General features: G+C 63.5%; 13 protein-coding genes and 1 pseudogene. 6 read left to right on the top strand and 8 right to left on the bottom strand.

Going from position 1 to position 11,390, the window contains the following annotated elements; all coding sequences use genetic code 11:
* Positions 1-740: 740 nt before the first annotated feature.
* Positions 741-1,748: a hypothetical protein gene (locus QX126_RS19710; RefSeq protein ID WP_315783058.1), complete on the bottom strand. Its 1,008-nt coding sequence runs from the start codon at positions 1,746-1,748 to the stop codon at positions 741-743.
* Positions 1,749-2,142: 394 nt separating this feature from the next.
* Positions 2,143-3,561, bottom strand: a complete 1,419-nt coding sequence (locus tag QX126_RS19705) for a hypothetical protein (protein ID WP_315783057.1) — start codon at positions 3,559-3,561, stop codon at positions 2,143-2,145.
* A 431-nt stretch (positions 3,562-3,992) separates the two neighbouring features.
* Between QX126_RS19705 and QX126_RS19700 the strand changes: the two genes are divergently transcribed.
* The gene (locus QX126_RS19700) at positions 3,993-4,541 is read left to right on the top strand and encodes a hypothetical protein (RefSeq protein ID WP_315783055.1); all 549 of its coding nucleotides are present in this window, start codon (positions 3,993-3,995) and stop codon (positions 4,539-4,541) included.
* Positions 4,542-4,639: 98 nt separating this feature from the next.
* On the opposite strand, the gene argC is transcribed toward QX126_RS19700, so the two are convergent.
* The gene (gene argC / locus QX126_RS19695; RefSeq protein WP_315783052.1) at positions 4,640-5,614 is read right to left on the bottom strand and encodes an N-acetyl-gamma-glutamyl-phosphate reductase; all 975 of its coding nucleotides are present in this window, start codon (positions 5,612-5,614) and stop codon (positions 4,640-4,642) included.
* A 107-nt stretch (positions 5,615-5,721) separates the two neighbouring features.
* Between argC and QX126_RS19690 the strand changes: the two genes are divergently transcribed.
* Complete coding sequence (locus tag QX126_RS19690; RefSeq protein ID WP_315736214.1) at positions 5,722-6,039, top strand: hypothetical protein; 318 nt, start codon at positions 5,722-5,724, stop codon at positions 6,037-6,039.
* Between the two features lie 15 nt (positions 6,040-6,054).
* Here QX126_RS19690 and QX126_RS19685 read toward each other — a convergent pair whose 3' ends face one another.
* The gene (locus QX126_RS19685) at positions 6,055-6,378 is read right to left on the bottom strand and encodes an addiction module antidote protein (RefSeq protein ID WP_315783050.1); all 324 of its coding nucleotides are present in this window, start codon (positions 6,376-6,378) and stop codon (positions 6,055-6,057) included.
* 120 nt (positions 6,379-6,498) lie between these two features.
* On the opposite strand from QX126_RS19685, the gene QX126_RS19680 reads away from it, so the two are divergent.
* The 3 genes and pseudogenes from QX126_RS19680 (at position 6,499) to QX126_RS19670 (ending at position 7,001) form a co-directional block, all read left to right on the top strand.
* Entirely contained in the window at positions 6,499-6,711 is a 213-nt protein-coding gene (locus tag QX126_RS19680; protein ID WP_315736212.1) for a hypothetical protein, read from the top strand.
* A pseudogene (locus QX126_RS19675) lies at positions 6,704-6,856 on the top strand (type II toxin-antitoxin system RelE/ParE family toxin); the annotation flags it as partial. The gene QX126_RS19680 and the pseudogene QX126_RS19675, both read left to right, overlap by 8 nt.
* Before the next feature lie 4 nt (positions 6,857-6,860).
* Positions 6,861-7,001 (top strand): hypothetical protein, encoded by a 141-nt coding sequence (locus QX126_RS19670; protein WP_315783206.1) that lies wholly within the window; start codon positions 6,861-6,863, stop codon positions 6,999-7,001.
* A gap of 6 nt (positions 7,002-7,007) precedes the next feature.
* Here QX126_RS19670 and lysA read toward each other — a convergent pair whose 3' ends face one another.
* From lysA to argH, 3 genes are all read right to left on the bottom strand, one after another.
* Complete coding sequence (lysA, locus tag QX126_RS19665; RefSeq protein ID WP_315783048.1) at positions 7,008-8,273, bottom strand: diaminopimelate decarboxylase; 1,266 nt, start codon at positions 8,271-8,273, stop codon at positions 7,008-7,010.
* Positions 8,274-8,613: 340 nt separating this feature from the next.
* Positions 8,614-8,907, bottom strand: a complete 294-nt coding sequence (lptM, locus tag QX126_RS19660) for an LPS translocon maturation chaperone LptM (RefSeq protein ID WP_315777787.1) — start codon at positions 8,905-8,907, stop codon at positions 8,614-8,616.
* 83 nt (positions 8,908-8,990) lie between these two features.
* Positions 8,991-10,382 carry an argininosuccinate lyase gene (gene argH / locus QX126_RS19655; RefSeq protein WP_315783046.1) on the bottom strand — a complete coding sequence of 464 codons (1,392 nt, stop codon included), beginning with the start codon at positions 10,380-10,382 and terminating at the stop codon, positions 8,991-8,993.
* A gap of 101 nt (positions 10,383-10,483) precedes the next feature.
* On the opposite strand from argH, the gene tlpA reads away from it, so the two are divergent.
* The gene (gene tlpA, locus QX126_RS19650; protein ID WP_315783044.1) at positions 10,484-11,173 is read left to right on the top strand and encodes a thiol:disulfide interchange protein TlpA; all 690 of its coding nucleotides are present in this window, start codon (positions 10,484-10,486) and stop codon (positions 11,171-11,173) included.
* A gap of 9 nt (positions 11,174-11,182) precedes the next feature.
* Here the strand turns inward: tlpA and QX126_RS19645 are convergent, their stop codons facing one another.
* Positions 11,183-11,380: a putative motility protein gene (locus QX126_RS19645; RefSeq protein ID WP_315736206.1), complete on the bottom strand. Its 198-nt coding sequence runs from the start codon at positions 11,378-11,380 to the stop codon at positions 11,183-11,185.
* Positions 11,381-11,390: the final 10 nt, after the last annotated feature.

The following is an 11,390-nucleotide window of genomic DNA, read 5'->3' as shown; positions in this document are numbered from 1 at the left end:
TTCATGTTCCGGGCACCACCTTCGCTCCTCACCCTGACGAGCCCGCCGCAGGCGGGCGTCTCGAAGGGCGAGGCCCGCAACTGTAGCCTGCGTGGACCGATGAGACTGACGTAGCGACCGCATCTGCAGCTTGCACGTCGCATGGAGATCCGTTCTCGCGGCGCGTTGTCGCCCGAGCTTTTCAAGAAGGCGTCACCCTCGGAAAGCGAGGGCGCAGGGAAGACCGGGCGCCGGCCGGCGCCCATGGTCCGCGTGCAACAAAAAGCACGCGGCAGAACCACAGGCTCAGCCGAGATCACCCGGCCTTCCCTGCGCGATGGTGTTACGATTTATACGCGATCTTCCCGGGGAACGGCTGTCTTGCCCCCGTCGCCGGCGATTCGTCACCGCCAACTTGGCATCAGCACCGCGATGCCAGAACCACGCGACTTCACCGTCGCACCGGGATCGTTCGTCCGCGCGAGCAAGCCCACGCTGCGTCCCAATGCGCCCACCGCATCCCGCACCCGACGTCCGTGACGATCGCGAAGCGCCCCCTCAGCGGGACGGGATGCGCGGAGTAGAGCACGATTTCGGATAAAGCGCAATAGGAATATTTGCGCGCGAGGGCGGGACAGGGGGAGGCGCGTTGAAAGTGTTCGTGAACCTAGCTTTTCGGCGCGCCAAGCGGTGCAGGGCTGGTTGTCGATCGCAAAGGAAAACGCCGATCCGGAGGCGTTACTATCTAAAAAAAATCCCACTCATGCAAAAGGACGGACACAAATTTCCGAATCGTGCGGCGACAACGACAAAAGCGCAGCGGGCAGAGGCCGATCTGCGTGTGGATTTGGGTGGAAGGACAACTTCCAACAGAACCTACCAAAGGCATAGGGCCGTTGGTCGAAGCACAGGACCCCGGACACGGGCGGCCAAAGGGATAACCACGGTGCAAGTTCGGATTGCCATCGGTGATGGCGCATCGGCATTGCCTCTCCAGATCCCTGATCGAGCACGACAAGGAACGAGTGGTTAGGGTTACCTTGTGGGCGCTCCGCTTTGTCCCGAACTTGATTGAGGTATGAGACGAATTGAAGTTTGCCGGCGATTAAGATGCGGCGAACGTCTCGAGGATTTGCGGAGAAGGATAGTCCGGTGCTGACCAAGCCTGGCCCATCATCCTCCCACCATGCTGGCCGAAGGGTTCGCAGACGTTCGGGATCAACAAGGGCCTCTTCTTGGTCGATTGGAACTGCATAGACGTCCCACGCCCGCGGAACGCCCGCTCGATTTCCGGCGTTGAGCTGGAGCACGCTGTCGATGACTTCTGATTGGACATCGGCGAAGGGTACTTCTCCGAGATGAATGAGGGGGTGCCAGGGAGCACTCCGTGTTCCAATAACCTGCGTCAACGTTTCCATGATGTGCCGCAGTTCGGTCTGTCGCTCCTTGACCATCGCCGTCTTGACTTCGGCATCGACAGGAACACCGCTCCAGTAGGCCCTAATATCCGGCGTCCGAGCCTCGCCTTCTTTTGGAAACTCGACGTGAGCTCCGAGTTTCTTCAACAACGCTCCTGCATGGATAACACTCCAATCGGAGGCGTCGATTTTACCACTGTTCGATTTTCGGAGGATGCGCTTTAAACCATCATTCTCGCCGAGGATCGCCAATGGCCAGCCCATTTGCACGAGCCTTAGCGCTTCGATCGGTTGGAAGCCGGCAGGCGGCATCCACCTCTCGATGCCCGGAAGGGCAGCATAGGCATTCACCGCCGCCTCTCCGAATGGAGAGAGAGGGGGAAGAAGATCACGTATCGCGTCAACAAGCGCCATCTAAGCAGGCAAAGAACGTTCTGAACAGACCGTCACGCTACCGCTTCTTCACTTGCCTGACCAGAGATCGCAGGACAGCGTCGGATCGTTGACGAGCAGATCGTGCCGGCCATCTCCGGTTGTGCTCGAAAGCGGAAGCAAATCAGGCGACATGACCACGGTGACGGTGTACTTAAGTTCTGCGTCCGTGGCTCGGCATTCATTAATGCACTGGACTGGACTGCACCGTCACCGTAATCCGCCATAAAGGCCGCGATTGCCCACACGACGCAGCGAAACGACGCATGTCTAGCTAGTTAGCGCGGCTTCGGGCTGCCGCACAGAACCTCGGTCACTTCTGCTCGCCATCTCCTCCTAACAAGGTAAGACTCAAACCTTTCGCTCGGTACTCATTCAGAAGCGTGCTGCGCTCTACGGTCGATATCGGAGATTGATGGAATACGTAAAGAGCGCCAGAGAAAGTCAACTCGCTTTGATCAATCGAACGCTTGCCGACGTGTCCCACGGCATGAAATCGCGTGTTAAAGAAGTTGAGGATGTCCTTATAGTCATTGCTGAACCTCGAAATTGCTTTCAGCGCAGGAGCTTCTCCTGGTACATACAGCGCTACAAAAGTCTTCTTGCTCATCCAGCTCCGATAGATCGCAACTTTCACGGGGTAGTTCGAACCGTCGGGAAGACGCATCGTTATGTCCGACGTTGCGCGACCAACTCCAGCAACATCCGACATGTGTACCTGAAATTTCTCCAGCGCGGTGCGACGAGGGAGATCTAACTCTCCCAGATGTAACTCACTAGGATACTTAAAGATCGGTTCAATTTTAGGCCAGACCATATCCGCTTTTGGGTTTGAAGGTAGGAACGTAAATTGAGCACCGGAACCATCAGGGTCCTTTCTTAGCACAACACGCGCGAGACCCGCGGCTCTTCCTTGCGATCCTGTAGGCCAAACGCCTTGCAGTTGAAGGCGATCCGGAAGGAGACGGATTTGAAGCACAACGTGGCCCCTATCGTCCTTAACCTCCAAGGCGCTTTCATTGTAATTTCTATCCCAACTCTGCGGAGCTGAGGCTACTTTCCACTCATTCCGCTCGATTGCTGCGATTAGGCGCCCATTCTCGTCAGCGATCTGAGTTGAAACCTTAAGCTCGCCTCCGATTGTCTCGATTCGAAAGTCCGTTGCCTCCAGCGCGGGCATCAGCACTTGCAGGTATTCATTAGTTTGAAGCTCGTTATACGGCGCAGCCGACTCGGGCGGACCTAATACGACGCCTGAACTTCCAATTTGTATAAGTGGGATCGGACCACTTTCTTTGGCCGAGTAGATAAGCTCTATTGGGGGCTTTAGTATGCCGACATTTTGCCCTGGTACTGGACTAGACTCGCGGGACGCTCCCTCGTTCCGCGCAGAATTGTTCGGGGCGGATGAAGCCTTTTCTTCTGCGGGCTGCGAACGAGGAGCATCCGCTGCATGCTTCGACGGTGACACATTCATTTGGAGAAAGGCCACGAGTCCGACAAAGAAGAGACCGCCACCTGCAACCATTAAATATTGCGGCCACATACGGTCTAATCTCCCTAGGTGCGAATTGCGGATGACTGGCAACAGACCCCAAACAACAATCAATCCCAGCAAGCCGTATATGACAAAGATCAGAGGAGAATACGGCTCGTAGAGGTGGGGTTCGAGCAGAGCTAACAGCGTGATGCAGGCTGCAGCGCCCGTTCCGATTTTTGTCTGGTTTTCCATGCCGCGCTGTAGGGTTGCTGAACCTGCCGCGATCGAACTTATCCGGAAATCCGCAGCTTGACTTCACAAGAACATAACGAGAACTTAACCGCAAGCCCGTCAACAAGAATTCCGGTGCGAATCGAGAGGATTACGGTAACGCTGCACAAAACTCCGGACTAGCGCTACCTTGCGGCTGGTCAATCCGCCATTCCGTCCGGCAGGGGATTTGCGATGCGGTTCATCATTGTCACCGCTCCGCTGCGGCTTTCGTCTTCGGCTTGGCTCGCCGTCAGGATTACAGTGACTGTGCACTGAACTTATGCTCTATGCCCCTCGCCTCGGCCAGTGCACCTAAGTCCTGAGTCCCCCGCGCTGGCCTTCTATTAGGCGCACTGGCATCGTAGCTGATACGCACGACCAGGCGAGCCGGGAGCATCATCGTTATGCACATGTCGATCGCGCATTCGGCGCTTTGGCGGAAGATGATCGCGGCGCCGATGCGCGCTCTGATCGGCCTGCTGGCCTGCGCCATGCTGCTCGCCTGGCCCGCCCGCGCGCCCGCGGCAGACGCCGGAGGTGGCGCCGCCGTCGAAATTCGCAACGGGCCGACGTTCGGCGAACTCGAACTTCGCGCCCATGGGACGGTCGAGCTCGCTTCCGAATTGATCGTCGAGGAGCAGCGCGCCGACGGCACCTTCGAGCGCGCTCAGGATCTCGATCGCGACTCGCTCAAGCTCGTGGCGTCGTGCGACCAACCACCCGGTACATGCGTGAGGATCGACGAACCCGGTCTGCGACCGAAGCCGTGGAGCGGCATGTCCTGTTCGGCCCAATGCGCCCGGGGCTGCGACAGGAACTTTCCGATGTACGGCCGCTTCCGCTTCGTCGTGATGTCATGTGACGGCCGGACGAGGTTCGAGGGACCGGTCTTCGAGAGGCCTTGGCCTCACCAATCCATCTCACCGCGTGGGCCGTTACCACGGGCACCATCGCCGTAGTCCAACGGCGATAGCCTGCTGACAGCCCGGACTCCCGCGCATCACTTGAAAAATGATGTCTCGACCCCGATCCGCGGCCGGACCGCCGCCATAGAAACTCACGGCCAAACCGGCGCCCCGTCCAGCCCCGCAGTCTCCGGCAGCCCGCACATCAGATTCGCGTTCTGCACCGCCTGCCCCGCGGCGCCCTTGCCGAGATTGTCGACCACGCCCAGCGCGATCACCAGGTTGCGCTCGGGGTCGGCGGCATAGCTGACGAAGGCGAGGTTGGAGCCGGTGGCCCATTTGGTCTGCGGGGGCTTGTCGGTGACGCGGACGAAGGCGCGGCCCGCGTAGAAGCGGCGGGCGGCGTCCAGGCACTGCGCTGACGTGGCGCGGCCGCGGGCGTAGATGGTGGCGAGGATGCCGCGGGTCATCGGCACCAGATGCGGCGTGAACACCAGCCCGGCCGCGCTGCCGCCGCTGAGACGCGCGATCGTGCTTTCGATCTCGGGCATGTGGACGTGCTTGAGCAGGCCGTAGGGGATCAGGTTCTCGTTGCTCTCGGCGTAGCCGAACTTGCTGTCGCCGCCACGGCCGGCGCCGGAGATGCCGGTCTTGGCATCGATCACGATGTTGTCGGGCGCGATCAGTTTGTCGGCGAGCAGCGGCGCCAGCGCGGTCAGCACTGCTGCGGGGAAGCAGCCGGGATTGGCGATGCGGGTCTTGCCTGCGATCTCCTTGGGCCAGACGTCGGCGAGGCCGTAGGTCCAGCCGTCGACGTAGCGGTGGTCGCCGCCGATGTCGACGATCTTCACGTCCGCCGGCACGCGCGCCAGCGCATCCCTCGAGGCGCCGGTGGGGAGCGAAGCGAACAGCACGTCGAGCTTCGGCAGGCGCGCGGGGTCCCACTTCTCGATCACGAGATCGGCTAGCTCGGCCGGCACGCCGGGAAAGCGATCCACCAGCCGGCTGCCGGCGCTGCCCTCGCCCGCGGCGTAGACCAGCTCGAACGCCGGATGCCCCGCGACCAGACGCATCGCCTCGCCGCCGCCAAAACCGCTGATCCCGACGATGCCGACGCGAATGCTCATGGGTGGGGTCCTGCTGGTAGAGTGACGGAACGGGTTGAGTGAGGTAACCGGCTGGCGGGGCCATATGCGGTATCCCGGGTCCTGCCCGCAAGGGGTGAAGAACAACAATGAGCACCATCGATCCAAGCCGATATCCGCTCTTCGATCGAATGGCCGGCGGGCTTTTTCAGGGGGTGTCGAAAGTCTTCGCATCGGAAGATGAGCTGGGCGTCTTCCTGATCGAGTTCTTTGGGGACGACGAGCTTGAACCACTGCTGGCCGAGCTTCGGGACATTTCGACGATGGAGATGAGCGACCAGGACTGGGAAGCGTATTGGTGGCGTAGCCCGGCTCAGAGCGCGCCTCAGGATGCCCTGTCGAGCCATCGACTGCTACAGGCCGTCATCGGTGAGATCGTCGCGTGTCTCGAACGACGTCCGAGATGATGGCGACGCGGATGATCACCGCGACGCCGCGGCTTTCGTCTTCGGCTTGGCGCGGGCCGGCTCGGCCGTCAACCGGATTCCCATCGCATTGATGATCCGCAGGACGGTCGCAAACTCCGGGTTGCCGTTCTCGCCGAGCGTCTTGTAGAGCCCTTCCCGCGTCACGCCGACGGCCTTGGCAACCTGGCTCATGCCCTGCGCGCGGGCGACGAGATTGAGCGCGTCGCGGACCTCGGCGGGATCACCGTCGGCGAGCACGAGGTTGAGATACTCCGCGCGGGCGGCCGGGGTGCGGAGATGCTCAGCGGCGTCGAATGTCTTGAGCTTGCTGATCTTCATCCTCAATCCTCCAATGTCGCCGCGAGGTCCTGGGCGTTCCGGATGTCCCTGTCCTGGGTGCGCTTGTCGCGCTGCGGCAGACCGGCCCCCCTCGCATCTCCCGGTGGCCCGTGCTATTTTATGGATATGACCGACGCTACCACCCGTGCAATGCCTTCCGCGCTGCCGCCGAGCGAAGCCGAGCTTGCCGAATGGCAGGCTTTGAGCCGCGACGAGCAGCTCGCGCGCTACCGCGAAGTGCTGCAGCATACCGATTGCGCGCGCATCAGCAGCTCGACCATGAGCGATATTCGCGCCGAGGCACAACGGCGGGCGGCGGCTCGCCGTGGCTGAGTTCAAGCTCTCAGCCCGCGCCGAGGCTGATCTGCTTGAAATCTACGATTATACGAACAGCACTTTTGGTACGTACCAAGCCGACGCCTACCATGCCGGGCTTGAGCGGACGTTCGATCTGCTGGCGAATTTTCCGCGGATCGGTGCGAGTGTGGACGATATTGCGCCCGGGCACCGGCGGTTTCGGTTCCAGGCGCATAATCGTGTTCTACACCGAAGATCGCGACGGCGTCGTGATCCGCGCCATCATGCATCACTCGCGCGAGATCAGGCCCGATCTGTTCGATTGATCGTCCTCACAGCCAGGGCGCCGGCGTGTCCATGGCGATCAGCTGCTCGACCTCGATGCGCGGCCTGATCACCGCGGACTGGTCGCCCTTGACCAGCACCTCGGGCACCAAAGCGCGGGTGTTGTAGGTGCAGGCCTGGACGGCGCCGTAGGCGCCTGATGTCATGATGGCGAGGAGGTCGCCCGGCTTGGGCTCGGGCAGCGTGCGGTCGAGCGCGAGGTAGTCGCCGCTCTCGCAGACCGGGCCGACGACGTCGGCCACGAACGACGGCGCACCCGGCGCCGGCTTCATCACCGGCAGGATGTCGTGATGGGCCTCGTAGAGCGTCGGGCGGATCAGGTCGTTCATCGCGGCGTCGATGATGACGAAGTTCTTGGCCTCGCCATGCTTCACATAGATCACCCGGGCGACGAGGATGCCGGCATTGCCGACGATCATGCGGCCCGGCTCGAACATCAGGGTGCAGCCGAGATTGTGCGAGATGCGCTTGACCATCGCGGCATAGGCGGCGGGCTCAGGCGGCACCGCGCGGTCCATGTGATAGGGGATGCCGAGGCCGCCGCCGAAATCGACATGGGAGATGTCGTGGCCGTCGGCGCGCAGCGTCTGCACGAACTCGGTCAGGATGCGGAACGCCGTCTCCATGGGGCCGAGATCGGTGATCTGGCTGCCGATATGGACGTCGACGCCGGTGACCTTGATGCCCGCCATCTTCGCCGCGCGGGCGTAGACGCGGCGCGCGTGATCCAGGGGAATGCCGAACTTGTTCTCCGACTTGCCGGTCGAGATTTTGGCGTGGGTGCCGGCGTCGACATCCGGGTTGACGCGCACGGAGATGCGGGCGGTGTGGCCGGTCTCGACCGCGAGGCGCGCCAGCAGATCGAGCTCGGGCTCGGATTCGATGTTGAGGCAGTGGATGTCGGCTGCGAGCGCGGCGCGCAGCTCGGCCTCGGTCTTGCCGACGCCGGAGAACACGATCTTGCGCGAGGGGATGCCGGCCGCCAGCGCGCGCTTCAATTCACCGCCGGAGACGACGTCGGCGCCGGCGCCGAGATTGGCCAGGGTGCGCAGCACCGACTGGTTGGAGTTGGCCTTCATCGCGTAGCAGATCAGCACGTCCTGGCCGGTGAAGGCCTCAGCGAACACGCGGTAGTGCCGCTCCAGGGTCGCGGTGGAGTAGCAGTAAAACGGCGTGCCGACGGTGGCGGCGAGTGAGGTGAGATTGACGGCCTCGGCGTGCAGCACGCCGTCGCGGTAGTCGAAATGATTCATGGGTCTGATCCGCGCACGGGGCCGCGAGAAGGTTGATTGTGGCGGCGAATTGCCGGGAAATGAGCCGGAATGTCAATTGACGCTGCCGTCCTCGCCGGGGCACAGATGCCGCGCCGTCCGGGCCTCATGGTTCGAGACGCGCCGCGCGCGGCGCTCCTCACCATGAGGGTGGAGATCTCGCCGGGGGCCAGGTCGCGCCACAAGTTCAGTCCTCGTCCTGAGGAGCCCGCCGGAGGCGGGCGTCTCGAAGGACGGTGGCGGCCTAGGTGCCTGCGCAGGCGTCGGTCGGATGCGATCTCCCCCGGAGAAGGGGTGGTGCCCGTCGCGGGCGCGTCAGCCGCTATTTGCTGTCGAGCAGCGGGTCGAGGATGAAGGGTTTCTTCTGGCCGCGGGTGGCGGCGGGGGCGGCGTCGGCGCCGTAGCCGGAGTTGAACAGGCCGGGCTTGTTCGCAGCTTCCGTCGCGGTGTCGGCGGGAGCGGCCGACATCTGCGGCGCCGGCGGGGAGTTGGCCGGCAGGTCCAACGGGCCCTTGCGCCCGCAGGCGGCGAGCAGAAGGGCTGCGGCGCCCATGACCAGGAGGGCGCGGGCTACGGACAGCGGACGGCGACTGCGATTCACGTGTGAGATCCCCATGCGGGCGGCACCATACAGAGATTGACCGGATGTGGCGAGTGCCGGAGAGCCACGCCACGCCGGTCAAATTTCAGACAGCAGCCCTACTTTCGCTGTTTTTCCAGCCGCTTCAGCCAGCTCTTGGCCTGGGACGCCACGTTCTTCGGGGCGGTGCCGCCGAAGCTGGTGCGGCTCTTCACGGACGCCTCCACGGAGAGCACGCCGAGAACGTCGGCTGAAATCTTCGGCTCGACCTCCTGCATCGCCGTCAGCGGCAGCTCGTGCAGGGCGACGCCCTGCTTGGCGGCCAAGGCCACGATCCGCCCGGTGACGTGGTGGGCCTCGCGGAACGGCATCTTGAGCGTGCGCACCAGCCAGTCGGCGAGGTCGGTCGCCGTCGCATAGCCCTCGCCGGCCGCGGCCTTCATGCGGGCCTCGTCCGGAACGAGGTCGAGCGCCATGCCGGTCATGGCGCGGATGGCGAGCGACAGCGCCGCGAAGGCCTCCATCGCGCCCTGCTTATCCTCCTGCATGTCCTTCTGATAGGCGAGCGGCAGGCCCTTCATGACGATGAGCAGCCCGTTCAGCGCGCCGATGACGCGGCCGGTCTTGGCGCGGACCAGCTCGGCGGCATCCGGATTGCGCTTCTGCGGCATGATCGAGGAGCCGGTGGTGAACTTGTCCGACAGCTTGATCAGGCCGACCAGCGGCGAGGTCCAGATCACGATCTCTTCGGCGAAGCGCGACAGATGCACGGCGCAGATCGAGGCCGCCGACAAGGTCTCCAGCACGAAATCTCGGTCGGACACCGCGTCCAGCGAATTGGCCATCGGGCGCTCGAAGCCGAGCGCCTCGGCGGTGGCGTGGCGGTCGATCGGGAACGAGGTGCCGGCGAGCGCGGCAGCCCCCAGCGGCGATTCATTGAGGCGCTTGCGGGCGTCGAGGAAGCGGCCGCGGTCGCGCCCGGCCATCTCGACATAGGCCAGCAGGTGGTGGCCGAAGGTGACGGGCTGGGCGGTCTGCAGATGGGTGAAGCCGGGCATGACCGTGCCGGCGTAATCGAGCGCGCGGGTCGCGAGCGCATGCTGGTAGGCGGCCAGCGCGGCGTCGATGTCGTCGATGGTGTCGCGCACGAACAGGCGGAAGTCGGTTGCAACCTGGTCGTTGCGCGAGCGCGCGGTGTGCAGGCGGCCCGCGGCCGGGCCGATCAGCTCGCTGAGCCGGCTCTCGACATTCATGTGAATGTCTTCCAGCGCCCGCTTGAACTGGAACGAACCCTTGGTGATCTCTGACAGAATCGTGTCTAGACCCTTGCCGATATTTTTCGCATCAGTCGCGGTGATGATGCCCTGGGCGGCGAGCATGGCGGCATGCGCCTTGGAAGCGGCAATGTCCTGTGCGTAGAGGTGGCGATCGACGTCGATCGAGACGTTGATGTCCTCCATGATCGCGTCGGGACGCTCCGAGAACCGTCCGCCCCACATCTTGTTGCTCATGCCTGAACCGCTTCTTAGACCTTGCTGACCGCCATGGGATGGGACACACCGTCCGGCGCCGCCCCGAAACTCGCGCTCCTGATAGCCGCAACCGACCCGAGATGACAAACGATAAGCCTGGCCCGTCCCCTGCCCGCCCCGCCCGCTCGCGCCGGACGCTGCTCGCGGCCAGTGCCGTCGCGGTCGTCGCCGCGGCTGGCATCGCCGCGGTGGCCTTTGGCGGATTGCTGAAGGGACGGCCGTCGGGCGACCAGGCGTGCCAGGCGGCGGTCGCCACCGCCAAGCGGATCGCGCCGCTGATCAAGGGCGAGGTGGCGGCGCTGACGGCGGCAACAGTGCCGCTGCGGCTGCCGGATCTCGCCTTCGAGGACGCCGCAGGCGCGTCGAAGAAGCTGTCGGATTTCCGCGGCAAGACGGTGTTATTGAACCTCTGGGCGACATGGTGCGTGCCGTGCCGCAAGGAGATGCCGGCGCTGGACGGGCTGCAGGCCAGGCTCGGCGGCGACGATTTCCAGGTGGTCGCCGTCAACATCGACACCCGCGATCCGGAGAAGCCGAAGGCGTTCCTCAGCGACGCCAAGCTGACGCAGCTCGCCTATTTCAGCGACCAGAAGGCCAAGGTGTTCCAGGACCTGAAGGCGGTCGGCCGCGCGCTGGGCATGCCGACCTCGGTGCTGGTGGATTCGAATGGCTGCGAGATCGCGACCATCGCGGGTCCCGCCGAATGGGACAGCGCCGACGCGGTCAAGCTGATCCAGGCGGCGACATCGAAGGCGGCCGCGGGCCTGTAACCAGAGATATCAGGCCGCGATGTTGAGATTGCCGCCGACGCCGGGGCCGGCATTGGCGAGCGACAGCGTCTGCTGCGCGCCGCCGAGCAGCGTCATGACGGCATCCTTCTGGGCGTTCAGGTTCTGCTTCATCACCGACGTCGCGACCTGCTGCTGAATCGCACCCGTCTGCTGCGCCATGACCGCAGCCACCAAGCTCATATCCATACGCGCTTAC

Source organism: Bradyrhizobium sp. SZCCHNPS1003 (assembly GCF_032381555.1).
Classification (GTDB): domain Bacteria; phylum Pseudomonadota; class Alphaproteobacteria; order Rhizobiales; family Xanthobacteraceae; genus Bradyrhizobium.
This window is presented reverse-complemented; position numbering and strand designations above follow the sequence as displayed.

Excerpts from the sequence above, each read along its gene's own strand:
- QX126_RS19705 (WP_315783057.1), bottom strand. The coding sequence starts at position 3,561 with ATGGAAAACCAGACAAAAATCGGAACGGGCGCTGCAGCCTGCATCACG.
- QX126_RS19700 (WP_315783055.1), top strand. The coding sequence starts at position 3,993 with ATGTCGATCGCGCATTCGGCGCTTTGGCGGAAGATGATCGCGGCGCCG.
- argC (WP_315783052.1), bottom strand. The coding sequence starts at position 5,614 with ATGAGCATTCGCGTCGGCATCGTCGGGATCAGCGGTTTTGGCGGCGGC.
- QX126_RS19690 (WP_315736214.1), top strand. The coding sequence starts at position 5,722 with ATGAGCACCATCGATCCAAGCCGATATCCGCTCTTCGATCGAATGGCC.
- QX126_RS19685 (WP_315783050.1), bottom strand. The coding sequence starts at position 6,378 with ATGAAGATCAGCAAGCTCAAGACATTCGACGCCGCTGAGCATCTCCGC.
- QX126_RS19680 (WP_315736212.1), top strand. The coding sequence starts at position 6,499 with ATGGATATGACCGACGCTACCACCCGTGCAATGCCTTCCGCGCTGCCG.
- lysA (WP_315783048.1), bottom strand. The coding sequence starts at position 8,273 with ATGAATCATTTCGACTACCGCGACGGCGTGCTGCACGCCGAGGCCGTC.
- lptM (WP_315777787.1), bottom strand. The coding sequence starts at position 8,907 with ATGGGGATCTCACACGTGAATCGCAGTCGCCGTCCGCTGTCCGTAGCC.
- argH (WP_315783046.1), bottom strand. The coding sequence starts at position 10,382 with ATGAGCAACAAGATGTGGGGCGGACGGTTCTCGGAGCGTCCCGACGCG.
- tlpA (WP_315783044.1), top strand. The coding sequence starts at position 10,484 with ATGACAAACGATAAGCCTGGCCCGTCCCCTGCCCGCCCCGCCCGCTCG.
- QX126_RS19645 (WP_315736206.1), bottom strand. The coding sequence starts at position 11,380 with ATGGATATGAGCTTGGTGGCTGCGGTCATGGCGCAGCAGACGGGTGCG.